This is a genomic window from Ruegeria sp. BC5, assembly GCF_056539205.1.
Window position 1 is genome coordinate 22,716 of the sequence record NZ_JBQFUN010000009.1, and the last position, 14,888, is coordinate 37,603.

21 protein-coding genes are annotated in these 14,888 nt (G+C 54.0%); 15 read left to right on the top strand and 6 right to left on the bottom strand.

The window, feature by feature from the left end:
* Positions 1-17: 17 nt before the first annotated feature.
* The 3 genes from ACR0LY_RS17245 (at position 18) to ACR0LY_RS17255 (ending at position 1,556) form a co-directional block, all read left to right on the top strand.
* Entirely contained in the window at positions 18-839 is an 822-nt protein-coding gene (locus tag ACR0LY_RS17245) for an AAA family ATPase (protein WP_170351301.1), read from the top strand.
* 54 nt (positions 840-893) lie between these two features.
* Positions 894-1,136, top strand: a complete 243-nt coding sequence (locus ACR0LY_RS17250; protein ID WP_170351302.1) for a hypothetical protein — start codon at positions 894-896, stop codon at positions 1,134-1,136.
* 243 nt (positions 1,137-1,379) lie between these two features.
* Positions 1,380-1,556 (top strand): hypothetical protein, encoded by a 177-nt coding sequence (locus ACR0LY_RS17255; RefSeq protein WP_170351303.1) that lies wholly within the window; start codon positions 1,380-1,382, stop codon positions 1,554-1,556.
* Between the two features lie 332 nt (positions 1,557-1,888).
* On the opposite strand, the gene ACR0LY_RS17260 is transcribed toward ACR0LY_RS17255, so the two are convergent.
* Together ACR0LY_RS17260 and ACR0LY_RS17265 are read right to left on the bottom strand one after the other, a co-directional pair.
* Entirely contained in the window at positions 1,889-2,107 is a 219-nt protein-coding gene (locus tag ACR0LY_RS17260; RefSeq protein WP_226689765.1) for a GDCCVxC domain-containing (seleno)protein, read from the bottom strand.
* A 4-nt stretch (positions 2,108-2,111) separates the two neighbouring features.
* Positions 2,112-2,435 carry a hypothetical protein gene (locus ACR0LY_RS17265; protein ID WP_170351304.1) on the bottom strand — a complete coding sequence of 108 codons (324 nt, stop codon included), beginning with the start codon at positions 2,433-2,435 and terminating at the stop codon, positions 2,112-2,114.
* 99 nt (positions 2,436-2,534) lie between these two features.
* On the opposite strand from ACR0LY_RS17265, the gene ACR0LY_RS17270 reads away from it, so the two are divergent.
* The 3 genes from ACR0LY_RS17270 (at position 2,535) to ACR0LY_RS17280 (ending at position 5,084) form a co-directional block, all read left to right on the top strand.
* Complete coding sequence (locus tag ACR0LY_RS17270) at positions 2,535-2,933, top strand: MerR family transcriptional regulator (RefSeq protein WP_170351305.1); 399 nt, start codon at positions 2,535-2,537, stop codon at positions 2,931-2,933.
* Positions 2,934-3,036: 103 nt separating this feature from the next.
* Positions 3,037-4,440: a sensor histidine kinase gene (locus ACR0LY_RS17275; RefSeq protein WP_170351306.1), complete on the top strand. Its 1,404-nt coding sequence runs from the start codon at positions 3,037-3,039 to the stop codon at positions 4,438-4,440.
* A complete protein-coding gene (locus ACR0LY_RS17280) occupies positions 4,437-5,084 on the top strand; it encodes a response regulator (protein WP_170351307.1) in 648 nt (215 codons plus the stop codon). Before ACR0LY_RS17275 ends, ACR0LY_RS17280 begins: the two co-directional genes overlap by 4 nt.
* A 75-nt stretch (positions 5,085-5,159) precedes the next feature.
* Here the strand turns inward: ACR0LY_RS17280 and ACR0LY_RS17285 are convergent, their stop codons facing one another.
* Both ACR0LY_RS17285 and ACR0LY_RS17290 read right to left on the bottom strand, forming a co-directional pair.
* Entirely contained in the window at positions 5,160-6,017 is an 858-nt protein-coding gene (locus ACR0LY_RS17285; protein WP_174820553.1) for a hypothetical protein, read from the bottom strand.
* Between the two features lie 159 nt (positions 6,018-6,176).
* On the bottom strand, positions 6,177-7,058 hold the full coding sequence (locus ACR0LY_RS17290) for a cation diffusion facilitator family transporter (RefSeq protein WP_170351308.1): 882 nt from the start codon (positions 7,056-7,058) through the stop codon (positions 6,177-6,179).
* 234 nt (positions 7,059-7,292) lie between these two features.
* On the opposite strand from ACR0LY_RS17290, the gene ACR0LY_RS17295 reads away from it, so the two are divergent.
* On the top strand, positions 7,293-7,991 hold the full coding sequence (locus tag ACR0LY_RS17295) for a hypothetical protein (protein ID WP_170351309.1): 699 nt from the start codon (positions 7,293-7,295) through the stop codon (positions 7,989-7,991).
* 463 nt (positions 7,992-8,454) lie between these two features.
* Here the strand turns inward: ACR0LY_RS17295 and ACR0LY_RS17300 are convergent, their stop codons facing one another.
* Positions 8,455-9,036 carry a TetR/AcrR family transcriptional regulator gene (locus tag ACR0LY_RS17300; protein ID WP_170351310.1) on the bottom strand — a complete coding sequence of 194 codons (582 nt, stop codon included), beginning with the start codon at positions 9,034-9,036 and terminating at the stop codon, positions 8,455-8,457.
* 124 nt (positions 9,037-9,160) lie between these two features.
* Between ACR0LY_RS17300 and ACR0LY_RS17305 the strand changes: the two genes are divergently transcribed.
* The 7 genes from ACR0LY_RS17305 (at position 9,161) to ACR0LY_RS17335 (ending at position 13,122) form a co-directional block, all read left to right on the top strand.
* The gene (locus ACR0LY_RS17305; protein ID WP_170351311.1) at positions 9,161-9,751 is read left to right on the top strand and encodes a YceI family protein; all 591 of its coding nucleotides are present in this window, start codon (positions 9,161-9,163) and stop codon (positions 9,749-9,751) included.
* 65 nt (positions 9,752-9,816) lie between these two features.
* On the top strand, positions 9,817-10,356 hold the full coding sequence (locus ACR0LY_RS17310; RefSeq protein ID WP_226689770.1) for a luciferase domain-containing protein: 540 nt from the start codon (positions 9,817-9,819) through the stop codon (positions 10,354-10,356).
* 322 nt (positions 10,357-10,678) lie between these two features.
* Complete coding sequence (locus ACR0LY_RS17315) at positions 10,679-10,900, top strand: hypothetical protein (RefSeq protein WP_480637311.1); 222 nt, start codon at positions 10,679-10,681, stop codon at positions 10,898-10,900.
* A gap of 58 nt (positions 10,901-10,958) precedes the next feature.
* Positions 10,959-11,426: a DUF411 domain-containing protein gene (locus ACR0LY_RS17320; protein ID WP_170351314.1), complete on the top strand. Its 468-nt coding sequence runs from the start codon at positions 10,959-10,961 to the stop codon at positions 11,424-11,426.
* Positions 11,426-11,890 carry a c-type cytochrome gene (locus ACR0LY_RS17325; RefSeq protein ID WP_170351315.1) on the top strand — a complete coding sequence of 155 codons (465 nt, stop codon included), beginning with the start codon at positions 11,426-11,428 and terminating at the stop codon, positions 11,888-11,890. The genes ACR0LY_RS17320 and ACR0LY_RS17325 overlap by 1 nt, the downstream gene beginning before the upstream one ends.
* A 12-nt stretch (positions 11,891-11,902) precedes the next feature.
* Positions 11,903-12,247, top strand: coding sequence for a copper resistance CopC family protein (locus ACR0LY_RS17330; RefSeq protein ID WP_226689772.1), 345 nt, complete (start codon positions 11,903-11,905; stop codon positions 12,245-12,247).
* A complete protein-coding gene (locus tag ACR0LY_RS17335; RefSeq protein WP_170351316.1) occupies positions 12,244-13,122 on the top strand; it encodes a CopD family protein in 879 nt (292 codons plus the stop codon). Before ACR0LY_RS17330 ends, ACR0LY_RS17335 begins: the two co-directional genes overlap by 4 nt.
* 170 nt (positions 13,123-13,292) lie before the next feature.
* Here ACR0LY_RS17335 and ACR0LY_RS17340 read toward each other — a convergent pair whose 3' ends face one another.
* Positions 13,293-13,457, bottom strand: coding sequence for a hypothetical protein (locus ACR0LY_RS17340; protein WP_170351317.1), 165 nt, complete (start codon positions 13,455-13,457; stop codon positions 13,293-13,295).
* A gap of 294 nt (positions 13,458-13,751) precedes the next feature.
* Here ACR0LY_RS17340 and ACR0LY_RS17345 point away from each other — a divergent pair.
* A protein-coding gene (locus tag ACR0LY_RS17345; RefSeq protein WP_170351318.1) for an IS3 family transposase occupies positions 13,752-14,878 on the top strand; the annotation gives its coding sequence in 2 pieces (ribosomal slippage) (positions 13,752-14,013 and positions 14,013-14,878; 1,128 coding nt in all).
* Positions 14,879-14,888 lie beyond the last annotated feature (10 nt).

The following is a 14,888-nucleotide window of genomic DNA, read 5'->3' on the forward strand; positions in this document are numbered from 1 at the left end:
GCACCCTCCGAAACGAGATGCCGGAACATATCAAGCAACTCACAACCTGGAGCAATCAGTTCGCCCGACTGGCCTCACTTGATGAGTTGAACGAGCTTCGTGCAGTTTCCCAAAGGTTCCCTCATTGCAACTTCGTCATCGAGGGGATGGTCCACGATATCGAGTGTCGATGGAGCATCGGATCTGACATCCTTCATATCCAACCCACCCTACTGGTTGGCGAGCCCGGCGTCGGCAAAACAGCTTTTGCAAAGACAGCCTGTAAAGCTCTCGGCCTTTATGTGCAAAGCGCAAACGTCGGCGGCAAATCGGAGAACCATTTGTTTGGTCTTTCGGTAGGTTGGAGTAGCGCGCATGCAGGGATCGTGACGGAGGCCGTGGCAACGGCACGCCTCCTTAACCCAATGATCATCCTCGACGAAATCGACAAGACGCACGCGAGCCGCAACGGAGATATCACCGGCGAACTTCTTGCGTTGCTCGAGCCCTCTGAGGCCAGGAGATATCGAGAGAAATATCTGGCGGTTGACGTGGATGCCTCACATGTGAGCTGGATTTTGACCGCAAATCACTTGAGTGGCGTACCCGCCCCTCTTCTCAGCCGTTGCACAATCTATGAAATCCCGCCCCCGACCCAAGAACAACTGCCTGCGATCATTCAAAGCCTGGTGAGCGAATTCGCTGCTGAGTTTGGGTTGAGGCCTGAGTTCTTTCGGCTGGATCTCGGCGATGTTGAAGCTTTGGTGAGTACCTATGGACGGCACCGATCAGTGCGGGTTTTGAGACGGCTGGTGCGCGGCCTTCTGCATCAAAAGACCAAAACCCACTCGTGGAACTAGGACGGATCCACGAGGACCCAAGCATGCAGACACCACAAAATAGGAAAGGCGAAAATGCTAAGAGTTGTTGTTTACGTAAATCGTACCCCAATCGCGGAAGCCCGTGCAGGAAACATGTCCGGGCTTGCGGATATCTCCGACTACAAAGTCAGAGTATTCGAAGACGAAGCCCCGCATCTCGATATCCTGGTCAAGAATGTCACCGGCTGGATCAAGGGTCACGCGCGCCGCAGCAGCGTTTGGTATCTGGTTCGAAAAATCGCCGAGTTGGCTGTTCGGGAGAATGGCAACGTCTGAAAATGAGCGGGATGTGTCGCCAGATGACGCCCATCAAAACGAACAATGAGGAGTATCAGAGCCGATCTCCCGCCCTTCAACACCGTTGCAAATCACTTGCGCTGGAGGACGAGGTTGTTTGCAGAATTAGAGCCTCTCCTGAAGAAGCGCTCGCACGCCCGAGAACTGGCTTTCTTAGGGCGACGAAGTATTATGCAAAGTGAGCCAATTACCCGAAAGCGTCAGATACAGAGGGGAATGGGAATGTCAGAAGAAAGGCCCAATGAAACTACCGAAGAATTCGAGAAACGCTGCGAGGTAGACGCCATCACGGTGGCCTTTCTCCTCGTCAAAGCAGCTCAGTTCGCGTCAGAGGATGGGCTAGCGCGAAAAAGCATGAGCGCGGATGAGTGGAACAAACTCGCCCCAAAGCAGGTCTAAAAAGGGTCAGTGCCGGCGATTTCTGAAATGGTGCGATAGACCGCTCGCAGCCGAGGCTGTGTGAAAACTCTGACAGTCTGGCGAAATACGCCGAAAACACCTTCTATGTGCATTCTCTCGCACTTCTGAGAGAGCTTTTGCTCAGGCGCTCAAAACGAGCGCGACGAGAGAGCTCGTGGGCCGGAGTTTTCACACAGCCTCAGCCCAAAGCAGACATTGAACTCAAGACTTTGCAATTCCGGCTTAGCGCAGAAAGCAGACATTGCAAACTTTGGCGGACGAGCCAATTAAGACACTCAACATCTTTGTCGGATATTGCGGTTGCGGCCCGCTCATCCACAACAGCAATCACCTAACTGAATTGGCGGGCACGGGACAGTTGCGTAGGAACAAAAAACACAGCAATCGCCTTCTAACGGTTTCAAGACTGCCTTGCATGACTTGCATTCATAAAACCACTGGCACGATTCAGTTGGCATTTTCTCGGTTTCAACGTGCCCACACCGAGGGCAGGTCAAAATGCTATTCAGCACCACAGTTTGTTTTGTCATTGTCTCACATCTGCATGATTAGATAATCGTTGATTTGAGCCTCATTGAACACGATGACCCATGCCAACGCGGTAGTCGCCGTGCTTCCGACAAGCCACCATTTCAGATTTGCCAACGTCCCGTTTCGATGCGCTACGAACAACGAAACCGCGACCAGCGCTGTTGAGATGGCGAGAACATAGTAGCTTGCTGCCGCTATTTTTCCGAATATCGCCAACCAACTGCCACCCAAGCCGAGCAACATCATGGCCATTGGAAGAACACAGCATGTCGCGACCCCCAGAGCTGAAACCGATCCCAAGTAGCTGAGGCTCAAATATTTCTTCATCTTTTGCTCCCGAGGTACTCTATTTGATTGTGTTGAGGCACCGGCATTCAGAGCGTATAACTCCTGTAGTAACTACAGGATCAAGTGGAGGCACTTCACATGATTGCGATTGGTGAGGCTTCCCGGCAAAGCGGGGTCGGCATAGAAACTATCCGCTACTACGAACGCGAAGGTATCGTACCAGGACCCGCACGAGCTCTGAACAATCGTCGCCTCTATTCAGCAAACGATGTGGGAAGACTTCGATTTTTGAAGAAGTGCCGCGACCTGGGGTTTCCTCTATCTGACGCAAAGGTGCTTTTAGAGCTGTCAGAAGGAAGTGCTGAAGATTGCCGGTCAGTGAAAGAATTGGCCGAGGCACACATTGCCAGCGTTCGAAGCAAGATTGATGAGCTCAGACAACTGGAGCACGCCTTGAGTGAGCTTACGGCCAATTGTGATAGCGGTAACGTTCACTGCCCGATGCTGCAAAGACTGAGAACGATGGATGATATCTGACTCCGGCCACTGGGCAGAAGCTCAGTATCCGAGATTTAGCCAGATCACGTCAGACCAAGGTCCGTGGTGCGATAACAGATTGTAGTTCATAGTCGATTTCACGATGAGAGCCAAAGTAACTGACCTGACGATTGGAAATTGGTCGTTGTCGCGAGTCTTTCTTGCGGCCAGCATTTTCGTGATGGGTACTGCTACCGCAATCGTCGGGGTCTGGGTGTCTAATCGAATCCAGAACGCAGTCGTGCAAAACTCCGCCAACTCCGCGGCGCTGTATATGGAAAGCGTAGTATCCCCGCTCAGCCAGGAATTGGCACATGGCTACCGCCTTTCCGAGCAGGCGAGCCTAGCGCTGGACGAGATTTTCATGAGCCAGCCAATGCGTGACCGCATTGTTTCCTACAAATTCTGGAAGCAAGGCGGCGTGATTGCACATGCCTCGGATACAGACATCATAGGAAACCGTTTCAATCCAACGGATGATCTGAAACGAGCATGGGGTGGAAATATCTCCGGCTCTTTTGAAGAGCTTGATCATGCCGAAAGCGCTGCCGAGGCAGCACTGGGGATACCACTACTTGAAGTTTACAGCCCTATCCGCGAACTCTGGTCCGGCGAAATCATCGCGGTCGCGGAGTTCTACGAAAGAGCTGACCAGCTGGAGTTAGACTTAGCCAAGGCCAGGCGAACGAGTTGGTTGGTCGTCGGTTCCGCATTTCTTGCAAGTACGATTGTCTTGTATTCCATCGTCGCAATTGGCGACAAAACAATTCGACGACAGGGGACTCTTCTTAAACAGCGCTTGACAGAAAGTGAAAGGATGGCTGAGCAGAATGCCCTGCTGCGGTCGCGTGTGGTCGAGGCGTCAGAAAGATATGCCACGCAAACAGATCGGTTCCTCAAGAAACTCGGTGCCGAGCTGCATGATGGTCCTGCACAATACCTGTCGCTCGCTGCCCTTAGACTGGAGGCGGCGTTTTCCAAAGAGTCCGAAAGGCCTAAAGAGGCAGAGGGAATTCAGCAGTCTTTGCAAAAATCTCTGGTTGAAATTCGTGCAATATCGCGAGGGCTGTCCGCCCCGGACATCGACAACCTGGCGCTTGCCGATGTTGTGAAGAGAGCCGTAGAGGATCACGCCGAACACAGCCCGTTGCGACCGGATATTTCATTCCTGGGTAGCCAGGCCCCAAGGTTGTCATTGTCCGACAAGCTGTGCGTTTTTCGTTTCCTTCAGGAGACGCTTTCCAATGCCGCGAGATATGCTCCAGCTTCCAAGTGCACTGTTATTTCTGAGGCGCAGAACGACCGCATAGTTGTAAAGGTCAAAGACGACGGACCTGGATTTGACAGGTCAGAAGAAGCCGCGTTGCGAGACGATGGTGGCCAGGGGCTTATGGGCTTGCGAGATCGGGTCGAGAGTATTGGCGGCAGGTTCGAAGTCGCATCGAGACCGGGTGAGGGCACGACCATTTCTATGACACTCTTTCCCAGAAAGTTAGGCACATCATGACTACATCTGTCGTAATAGCTGATGATCACCCGATATTCAGGGATGGCTTGCAACGCACGCTGGATGAAGCTGATGGTTTTGAAGTTTTGGCTGCTGGGTCCAGCGCGGAAGATGCAGTATCGCTGGTCGTCACGCATCAGCCGGACATAGCCATTCTTGACCTCTCGATGCCCGGTGGCGGGATAAGCGCAACACGTGAAATTGCGGCAATGGCAAATCCGCCCATCATTGCAATCTTAACGGTCTCAGAGAACAGCAGCGATGTCGCGGACGCCTTGGAGGCGGGCGCGATTGGGTACATTGTAAAGGGCGTAACCGCGAGCGAATTGACCGCTTCCTTACACAGCATCGCCGCAGGTGAAGGGTTCGTTTCTCCGGGCTTGGCCTCGCGGGTATTGCTTCAAATCAACGCTGACACTGGCATGTCTATCAACAGCAGCATTCTCGATGATCTTACGCATCGTGAGGAAGAAATACTTCGACGCGTGGCCAAGGGACTGAGCAATCGTGAAATCGCTGATGAGTTAGACCTTCAGGAAAAGACCGTGAAGCACTACATGACGGCAATCCTGTCCAAGCTTCATGCGCGAAATCGGGTAGAGGCCGCGCTCATTGCGCATGATGTTTGGAACAAGGGAGATTAACTGCGGTCCCTTTGAAGACGATGACGGCCCCTCACTCAAAGAAGCCGCCAACGGATTATCGACTGGAGTTGCTGTTCAGTTGGCAACCGACTGCAACCTCCTGCGATCAGAGGCCGTTGCGTTTCTTTCAACAACAGTTCGGTTGTACGGGTCTTTCAACTCGTAGCGCCCAAACTCGATCTCCTCTTTCCAACCATTGGCATAGTTCACTTCGATGTTGTTGCCCTGGCGTTCGATTTTCGTGGGCCGACTTCCAGCAGCGCCGCTTTGCCCTGAAGAGCGCACGTTGCCGATTGAGATGCCATTTGCCAAAGACCGGAGCCTTGAGACGTCAGCACCAGTCGCGGGGCGCTCCTCAACAGTTCGGTTCTGAGCATTCTTTCTTTCATACCGCCCGTTTTCGATCTCCTCCTTGGTTCCGTCGGCGTAACGCACTTCAATGCCGTTAGCGTTTGTTTCGATCTTTGTTATCCCAGCCGAGCCCGACGGCTTGCCCCCTGTTTGAGACCGATCCTTCTTTCCGCTGCCTTTGTTGGAGCGTTTGGAGGCATCATCATCATCATCATCATCGTCATCGTCGTCGCGACCACTTTTTCCTGATCCCGAATTGTCGTCACGATCATCATCTCGGTCGTCGTCGCGATCATCGTCCCTATCGTCATCACGATCATCGTCCCGGTCACCACCACGGCCGCTATTACCTGACCCCGAGTTGTCGTCGCGGTCATCATCTCTGTCGTCGTTACGATCATCATCCCGATCATCGTCGCGACCATCCCCGTCTTTCCCCTTGCCGCTCTTGGCAAAGGCATAGGACGGTTCAAAATGTAGGCGACCATCGGCATCAAACGCTGGCACATAAGGCGTAGCCGCAATCAACGAAGCCAACGCTGCTGTACTAAGAAGTTGACCCAGCTTTCTTTGAATTTTCATGTTCGCCTCCATTTCTAAGCGTCACGCTTCGTGACGTTGGAGACAGGTTACTTCTGGTTCGGCTTTCCCACATCGGGCTTAGGTCTGACGAATTTCAAGCCGAACGTCTTAGTCAGATCAGTCAAACCAATAGAGTTTTTGCTGAGCCATTTGACCAGTTTAGTGGGAATTAACCCCGTCACCCTTCAACTCGTCATCAGGTTCGAGGTGAATGACAAAGACGGAACCCGGATACAAACGATCCAATTCTTCCTCGATGTCATTGCATATATCATGCGCCGCGCTGACTGGCATTGTGCCGTCCACAACAAGATGAAACTCCACGAAGATGACATTCGCGGATCTGCGCCCTTTGAGGTCGTGGTACTCTAAGGCTGCGCCGAGATTTGCTTCGATTGCGTTAGAAATAGCCCGCAAGTCATGGTCTGAAAGGCTCACATCCATCAGGCCATCGATGGATGCCCGAATAACTTTCCATCCCTCCCACAAGATGTTCAGTGCAACAAGAATTGCCAGAATCGGGTCGAGGATCAGCCAGCCGGTGACAAGTGCAAGTATCAGACCTGCTATGACACCAACTGAAGTCATGACATCCGTAAAAATGTGCCGGGCGCTTGCCTCCAATGCAGGCGAACCCTCGCGCCGGCCGATTTTGAGCAATAGGTAGGCCCATGCGCCATTCACACCTGTTGCAATGACATTGACGGCAATTCCAAGCAGCGGCGCATCCTCAAGATGCGGGTTAGGGAGCGCCAGCACAGCTTCTCTGATGATCAGGAAAGCTGCCAGCACAATCAGTACGCCCTCGGCGACGGCGGAAAGATACTCAGCTTTTTTGTGACCAAATGGGTGGTTTTCGTCAGGAGGCTTGTTTGCAACGCGAACTGCGAAATACGCCAGCAGCGCCGCAACGACGTTCACGGTTGATTCCATTGCGTCTGACAACAACGCCACCGAGCCCGTCAGCCACCAGGCCAGCAGTTTCAGAGCCAGTACCGCAATGGAAATCGGAATGGACCAAAGAGCAAATTTTTGTGTCATTCGGTCACGAGCCTCAGTCAATCGTTACAAGAGATCCTAGGAACAGATGAGCTATCGTGCTTAACACGTAAGACAGGATTAGGATAAAGATGAACAGGGCCGTAGGGTCGGTCATGCTCGACCGGCTGTCGTGAATGGCGCTGGCACCACAGCGTCATACATCTGTTACTCGGATGGACCCGATTGTTACATACGGCTAGCATCAGTGATCACACAGCACGAAGAGAGACACACATGTCGAAGTTCACCAAACGAAAAACTGCCCACGGGGTTGTTGCACTCCTAATCTGCTGTATCGCGGCGACCGCACAGGCGCAATCGGCAGGCGAGGAGATGTCGTTCTTCATCACTAGTGTGGGCAAGGGCGACGGTGCCAACTTAGGTGGCCTCGAAGGCGCCGATGCTCATTGCAATGCGCTTGCCTCCGCGACCGGTTCTTCCAAGACTTTCGCGGCCTATCTGAGCACCTCAATGTCCATTGATCGCAGCACCGACCCGATGACAATCACCAATGGCATTTCTGCACGCGACCGGATCGGATCAGGCCCCTGGTACAATGCCAATGGAGAGCTCATCGCCAACAATGTTGAAGAACTGCACCGCGACAGCGTGAACATTAGTCTACAGACAGCGCTCGACGAAAACGGTAACCCCGTCAATGGGCGTGGTAGCCAGCCGAACAAACATGACATTCTGACCGGCTCCGATTCCGCAGGTTACTTCTCTACGGCAGGCGGTGACACAACATGCAGTAACTGGACTTCGAACAGCGAGGATGGATCTGCGATTGTCGGGCATCATGACCGTATCGGTCTCAACGATGCCCGAAACATGGTGTCCTGGAACTCATCGCACGGCTCGCGCGGTTGCGGAGAGGAACATCTGCCACGTTCAGGCGGGGCAGGTCTGTTTTATTGCTTCGCAACGGACTAATCGGGCAGCATTGGTACGCGTGACGCCCGCATTGAACCTGACATTACCAAGTCAGTCTGGGGGATCGCGTTTTGGAAGCGGTTTTTGGGCGGAAATAGTCTAAATGCCGCTTCGTTGCGAGTTTACTAAATTGCAATGCTTGGGTGAGAAGGTTCAGTTTGGGCTGCTTCAAGTCACTTATGTGCAAGTCAGAGAAAGGCGCATCCGAGGAGGATACTGGACATTGCATTGTTTGGCCGGTTCCCGAAAGTCGACATTGCCGTGGGCGACACTGAACCCAAAGGTATTCATGTTGCATTGTGAATTAGCGGCAGCGACAAATCAGAGTGCAGTCGTCAACGTTGTGAGGAGCGCATCGAATTGACCCTGCGACGTGCTGATGTCAAGCGGCGAACGTAGCCATACTGCGATCTTGGAAACTGTTATGTTTATTGGCCGCTTTGTTTGCAATTTCAGGCGGTTCTCACCGTCCAGAATTGGTTTTCGCAAAACTGCAAAGCAGATCGACATGTCGATCCAACCAATCTTCGTCCAGGGCCTCGTGACGTATGAGCTTGCGAAAATAAGGTGCAGCGACTGCTAGTTCTATGAGCTGGTCAACCGGAACGTCGGCGGTGATCTCACCGCGGCCGATTGCGGCTGCAAATACTGCTTCTACACTTGCGAACCTGTCTTTCATGAATTCAGTTATCACTAACCGCGCCTCTTCGTCGGTGGACGCAGCAGCGACCACTTGAGGCGCGATCTGGCCCCATGGTGTGTCATTTAAGGCTCCCATCAGTACTCCGAGTAACCAGCGCAGATCAGATCGTAGCGGGCCATGGGTTTTGGGCGGTATGTTCGGCGGGGTTGCTATGCGCCTGAATGCTGCATCACGCAGACTGCGCGCATCTGGCCAATGCCTGTAAAGTGTGCTGCGCGAAATGCCCGTTGCCTTTGAAACCGCGCCATGAGTTACGTGCAGCACGCCCTCATCCATCAGTATCCTTTGCGCCGCATCAAGTGCGGCCTGTCGTGTGGCGATCAGCCTGGGATCTTCTTTCAATCGCCCCTCCTATAGAACATATTGTTGCATAGCAGAACATTTTGTACTAAAAGTATGGCCGGCTAAAAACTAAAGCTCAATACTCAATTCCGCGAACACGTCTTGTCAAAATGGGAGCGTATCAATGTTCAAAGTGGCAGCAACCCCGCTGGCGGTACTCTTATCGATTGGTGCGACAACCGCGCTGTCCGAGAGTGGCACTTACGAGCTGGATCCTGGACACAGCCAGGTCTTGTTCAGCTACAACCACATCGGGTTCTCAGAAACGTTTGGAATGTTCTCAGGTTTTAGCGGCGAGATAGAGTTCAATGAAGATGATCCGTCTGCGTCATCTGTCACAGTGTCTATGCCTGTAAAATCCATGATCACCGGCTGGGACGCCCGTCTGCAACACTTCATGTCCGATGACTTTTTCAGCGCGAGTGACGATGACGTGGTCACCTTCGCCTCAACCAGCATTGAAGTGACCGGGGACAATACCGCGAATATTTCTGGCGACCTGACCATGAATGGCATCACCAAACCTGTGGTTCTGGAAACAACGCTTAACAAGTCAGCGCCATACCCGTTTGGCCAAAAAGAGGGCACGCCGACCTTGGGTCTGGCAGCCACGGCGACTATCGTGCGGTCTGAGTTCGGACTTGGGGCCTTTGCACCTGCGGTGAGCGACGAAATAGAGCTCTTGATCAATATCGAAGCGCTAAAAGCTGAATGATGTGTGCAGGGGCACCGATACGGCGCTGAGCACTCAATCTTTAATTTTGGCGGATGGTCAAAGCGATGAATGTCTACCTGAGAACATTGGCGGTTGCTGTAACGGTGGTGGCATTGATGTGCCCGATGGTATCCGCACAAGAGCGCTCCTTGCCAGAGCGCACCTCGCCCCGTCCGGAAACGACAAGCGGCGTACCGCATACTCAGATTGGTGTCAAAATTGATGCCGAATTGGCCCAGCTATTGCTGGAGCGTGTTGCGCAATTCCCGGGGGTCACACTAGGCCCCACACGCATATCACTACCTGGCGCGATTGGTTTTCAACTTGATCCCGACATGTTGTTGTCTCACCCGAACTCTATCGTTGGTGGGTTTGAGTTTGCGCACATGCATCCTGATGGCAGCTTGCACGCTTCGCTAGACCCCGCAATGGCGCGACGGGCAGTTGAGGCGGGTTGGGCCGTAGCGCACCCGTGGGCCAATCAACGTCCTGGGTGGAGCGGCTTTGTTATGATCTATACACCGACGACACCCGAAGAGTTGGATGTCGTCATCGATCTGGTTGAAAGCTCGTACACCTTCATCACCGGCAACACCTTGGGCTAAACGCCTACCTGCTGACATTGCCGTTGCCAACTAATGCGCAAGTCAGTCAATAATCAGTCTTACCGGAATTTCAGGTGATCTGTGTTCCACTGTTCCGGACGGGCATGATCCAGAGATGTGGCGCACCCATAATGAGTGCAACTAGGATGTATATGGCGACCCATCCTCGCAACTTGTCAAAACCACATACCCCCAGTAGGTATTTGGTATGTTTCGCCTGGTCCTGTCGATATTTCTAGTTGTTGCATTCTCTGGCGCATCCGCAGCGTCCGCGAAGCATGGCTTGACCCATGGATCGGATCATTCTGGTCATCATGCTCAAATGGCGGGCGACGATCCGTTGGCTGATGCCGAAAAAGCTGCTGCGGATTGTTGCGACACCAGTAGCGGCATGGGTTCAACATCCTGTTTTGGTGATTTTGTCGCCACGGCGGGGATTTCGCCGATTGCTCCATTGGTGATCTCAGTGGGTGGTGTGACGCACGCTGGTTCCGATTATTCGAGCCTCGCACTGGGTGTCCCCACCGGTCCTCCGAAAGCCTGAATGGCTACGGGCGCTCGCCCGCAATCCGTTCAAATTTCACTTCAAAGGACCGACAGACATGATCACACGTCGTTACTTCACAGCACTGTCTGCAACTGCTCTCATCGCGACCGCTCTTCCCGTTCGTGCAGGCACCCCAATGCACGTGCTCAGCTCACCAGGTTGCGGATGTTGTCACGCATGGGCCGACTTGGCTCGCGCACGTGGCTACGCCGTTACCGTTGAGGAACTGACCGACCCCGAGGCACAGAAGTCAGCGCGGGGTATCCCGTTGAACCTCGCATCCTGTCACACCATAGAAGCCGATGGTTATGTCTTTGAAGGCCATGTGCCGTTTGAAGCACTGGAAGCCGTGTTGAAGGATCGGCCTGACATCACAGGGCTTGCTGTTCCCGGCATGCCAGTGGGGTCCCCTGGTATGGGCGACGATCCGTCCGCCCGCTATGATGTCATTGCATTTGGGGGAAAGGCTGGAACCGGAACGGTGTACTACCGCGCGGGCACCGCGCAGCCGTTCGACACCTGATGGCTGGGCGCACAACATTATTGGTCACCGGCGGGCTTACGCTCGCCGGTTTCACCGTAGCATTCGTTCTGGCCCAGCCCACCAAAGCGGTCGGTCTATTGACACCGGATGACGCTGAACTGGTCGCCATTGGCCAAATAATTTACGCGGAACAATGTGCTGCCTGCCACGGAGCACGCCTGGAAGGACAGCCAAACTGGCGGATACGCGGCGAGGATGGTTTGCTACCGGCACCTCCGCATGACGCCACAGGGCATACGTGGCACCACGATGATGAAACGCTTTTCACCCTGACCAAATTTGGCCTGGCCGGGCTGATAGAGAATGCGCCCGCAACTGGTATGCCGGTCTATGAAGGTGTGCTCAGCGATGACGAAATCATTGCGGTGCTATCCTTTATCAAATCAACCTGGCCCGATGACCTTCGTGAGTATCATGACGAACTGAATGCCCAGTCCGAATAGGAAACAACTCAGATGATCAAACAAACTCTTTTCGGTTTGGCCGTTGCAATGGCTCCGATGCTTGCGGCTGCGCATTCAAAGTCTGAAGCAACGACACCGGCTGACGGCGCGACTGTCACGAACGCGCCGGAGATTTCCATGCGGTTCGATGATCCGATGCGCATCATTTCGATTACGCTGACCTCCTCAGATGGCGACGTCGAAATTGAACGCGAGACAGGTATGGACCCCGCCACAGAATTCCGGGCCATGCCGTTGGAAGAGCTTGCACCGGGAAGCTACCGCTTCGACTGGCGAGGTATGGCGTCAGACGGTCACCCGATGCAGGGCAGCTTCTCTTTCACGGTCGCTGAGTGACCGGACTGGCCCCCATTGACGGTGTTGTCGTCTTGGCCATTTTGGCGAAAGCACTTGGCTACGGCGCGGCGCTGCTGGCGATGGGCAGCATCCTGTTCACCGTTCTCTTTGCCACGCGCGCCGAGGCGTCCGTTTTGCGCCTTGCACGTCACCTCTCGGTCGGTGCGGCGCTTCTCGGTCTCGCCGTTCTGGCTCTACGTTTCGGCATCAGAGCGGCGCGGATATCCGGAATGGGCTTTGAGGGCGCGACGGACCCAATGATGCTTGGCATTGTCTGGGACAGCCCGCTTGGCACCGCTGCGATTTGGCGAGGGGTGGGCGAACTCGCGATATTGGCAATCCTGCTCCCCCGCGTAGGGCAGTGGGTCGCTTTGGCGGGCAGCCTTGCCATAGCGATTTCCTTTGCTCAGGTGGGACACTCGCTTGGAGAGCCCAGGGCGCCTCTCGCAGTCTTACTGGTTCTTCATCTTCTGGCAGTCGCCTTTTGGGTTGGCGCTCTTCTGCCCCTGCACAAAGCGGCGCTCACTCCCACTGGGGCCGATCTACTGCACCATTTTGGCAATGTCGCTGCTTACGGAGTTGCCGTCCTGATTGTTGCTGGCGCAGCACTCGCATGGCTGCTTTCGGGCTCTGTGGTCGCCTTGTTCGGAACGGCCTATGGATTGGTACTTTTGGCCAAGGTCGTTATCGTTTCTGCCCTTCTTGGCCTGGCGGCGCTGAACAAGCTGAGATTTGTTCCGGCTCTCAGGGCTGAGAAGCGTGGCGCGGAAATTGCTCTCCGGCGGTCGATTTCAATGGAGATGTTGGCTGTTGTCCTGATCCTGTTTGCAACGGCGATGCTAACCAGTGTGACGACACCTCCTATCAATCTCTGACGGCCTATGGTCCGAAGCAGGAGCTGAAAATACTTGTTACGAATGTCCGCTTGGGGCTGCCTGCGGCTTGTTGCAGTAGCTATATGGCTAGAGGTGGGAGAGTGAGTTTATTGGTTGATGCTCCCTGCGTTTCTTAAGATATGGGCTTCCCAGGCGTGCAGCTCACACGCTCAGCGTAGCCGCGTGGCACCCAATACCTGTGGGGCAACGAACGACACGACAATTTCTGCCATTACACCCATCTTAGCAACACTAGCTTTGTCGAACTCGACGTTTGGCATCGGACAGGCCAGCTGAGGATTTCCCTGCGGCATCTCGTCCATCAGAAACCGCATTTTGGCAGTCTGTCTCGGGTTGATATGCTTGAGCTTCACAGTGCATTCTTCAGCATCGGTTCTTTCGATGTCCCACAGAGACAGATATCCAGGTGGGAGATCAATAAAATGTCCAGGGATCAAGTAAGTGGAGCCTGGGAGTTGCACGACAACTTCTGCGTCCTCGACTGCGCTATGGCCGGAATTTGTAATTTCTAACGTCATCAATGTGGGCTCAGGAAGTTCCTCACCGCGATATTGAGCCTCCCCAACTGAACTGGTCCACCGTTATGTTTAGGAAACGGAGGGCCACGAATGGCAAATAAGAGACCGAAGCCTGAAGAGATTGTCTCGAAGTTACGGCAGGTTGAAGTTCTGATGGGGCAAGGCATGTCCCGTCTTGATGCGATCAGACAGATCGGAGTTGTCGAACAAACCTATTACCGCTGGCGGAGGAAGTACGGTGGAATGGGTGTTGATCAATTGAAGGAACTGAAACGGCTTCAGAAAGAGAACGAGCGGCTGAGACGCGCAGTTTCAGATCTGACGCTGGACAAACTGATCCTGACGGAAGCCACAAAGGGAAACTACTGAGCCCCGCTCGTCGTCGTGCTTGTATTAACCATGTACGCAACCAGCTGAACGTTTCCGAGAGACGCGCCTGCCGCGTGCTGGGGCAACACCGGTCCACGCAACGGCGCGTCCCACAAGGTCGCGCAGACGAAGACCGACTGGTGGCCGACATGATCGAGTTGACCCGACAGTACGGCCGATATGGCTATCGCAGGATCGCAGCGCTGCTGAGAGAGGCTGGATGGTCTGTTAGCGACGGGCGGGTTGAACGCCTGTGGCGACGAGAGGGGCTGAAAGTGCCAGTGAAACAACCGAAGAAAGGACGGCTCTGGCTGAACGATGGGTCGTGTGTTCGGCTGAGGCCGGAGTATCGCAATCATGTATGGAGCTATGACTTCGTTCATTGTCGAACCGACGATGGCAAAGCCTTTCGGACGCTGAACATCCTTGATGAGCACAGCCGGGAGTGCCTGACGATTAGAGTGAAGCGCAAGCTGAACTCAACGGACGTGATTGATGCTCTAACGGATCTGTTCATCCTGCGTGGCGCGCCCGGTTTCATTCGTTCAGACAATGGGCCGGAATTTGTTGCCCTGGCCGTCAGGGATTGGATGGCTGCTGTCGGGGCCAAGACAGCCTACATCGAACCTGGAAGCCCTTGGGAGAACGGATATTGTGAAAGCTTCAATGGCAGGTTCAGAGACGAGCTGCTCAACGGCGAAATCTTCTACAGCCTGCGCGAAGCACAAATCTTGATCGAACAATGGAGGAGACACTACAACACAAAACGTCCCCACAGTGCACTGGGCTACCGCCCGCCAGCGCCCGAAACCATCATCTCAATGGATCACAGGCCAATGATGCACTAACAATCAACTT

Excerpts from the sequence above, each read along its gene's own strand:
- ACR0LY_RS17245 (WP_170351301.1), top strand. The coding sequence starts at position 18 with ATGCCGGAACATATCAAGCAACTCACAACCTGGAGCAATCAGTTCGCC.
- ACR0LY_RS17250 (WP_170351302.1), top strand. The coding sequence starts at position 894 with ATGCTAAGAGTTGTTGTTTACGTAAATCGTACCCCAATCGCGGAAGCC.
- ACR0LY_RS17255 (WP_170351303.1), top strand. The coding sequence starts at position 1,380 with ATGTCAGAAGAAAGGCCCAATGAAACTACCGAAGAATTCGAGAAACGC.
- ACR0LY_RS17260 (WP_226689765.1), bottom strand. The coding sequence starts at position 2,107 with ATGACAAAACAAACTGTGGTGCTGAATAGCATTTTGACCTGCCCTCGG.
- ACR0LY_RS17265 (WP_170351304.1), bottom strand. The coding sequence starts at position 2,435 with ATGAAGAAATATTTGAGCCTCAGCTACTTGGGATCGGTTTCAGCTCTG.
- ACR0LY_RS17270 (WP_170351305.1), top strand. The coding sequence starts at position 2,535 with ATGATTGCGATTGGTGAGGCTTCCCGGCAAAGCGGGGTCGGCATAGAA.
- ACR0LY_RS17275 (WP_170351306.1), top strand. The coding sequence starts at position 3,037 with ATGAGAGCCAAAGTAACTGACCTGACGATTGGAAATTGGTCGTTGTCG.
- ACR0LY_RS17280 (WP_170351307.1), top strand. The coding sequence starts at position 4,437 with ATGACTACATCTGTCGTAATAGCTGATGATCACCCGATATTCAGGGAT.
- ACR0LY_RS17285 (WP_174820553.1), bottom strand. The coding sequence starts at position 6,017 with ATGAAAATTCAAAGAAAGCTGGGTCAACTTCTTAGTACAGCAGCGTTG.
- ACR0LY_RS17290 (WP_170351308.1), bottom strand. The coding sequence starts at position 7,058 with ATGACACAAAAATTTGCTCTTTGGTCCATTCCGATTTCCATTGCGGTA.
- ACR0LY_RS17295 (WP_170351309.1), top strand. The coding sequence starts at position 7,293 with ATGTCGAAGTTCACCAAACGAAAAACTGCCCACGGGGTTGTTGCACTC.
- ACR0LY_RS17305 (WP_170351311.1), top strand. The coding sequence starts at position 9,161 with ATGTTCAAAGTGGCAGCAACCCCGCTGGCGGTACTCTTATCGATTGGT.
- ACR0LY_RS17310 (WP_226689770.1), top strand. The coding sequence starts at position 9,817 with ATGAATGTCTACCTGAGAACATTGGCGGTTGCTGTAACGGTGGTGGCA.
- ACR0LY_RS17315 (WP_480637311.1), top strand. The coding sequence starts at position 10,679 with ATGGCGGGCGACGATCCGTTGGCTGATGCCGAAAAAGCTGCTGCGGAT.
- ACR0LY_RS17320 (WP_170351314.1), top strand. The coding sequence starts at position 10,959 with ATGATCACACGTCGTTACTTCACAGCACTGTCTGCAACTGCTCTCATC.
- ACR0LY_RS17325 (WP_170351315.1), top strand. The coding sequence starts at position 11,426 with ATGGCTGGGCGCACAACATTATTGGTCACCGGCGGGCTTACGCTCGCC.
- ACR0LY_RS17330 (WP_226689772.1), top strand. The coding sequence starts at position 11,903 with ATGATCAAACAAACTCTTTTCGGTTTGGCCGTTGCAATGGCTCCGATG.
- ACR0LY_RS17340 (WP_170351317.1), bottom strand. The coding sequence starts at position 13,457 with ATGCGGTTTCTGATGGACGAGATGCCGCAGGGAAATCCTCAGCTGGCC.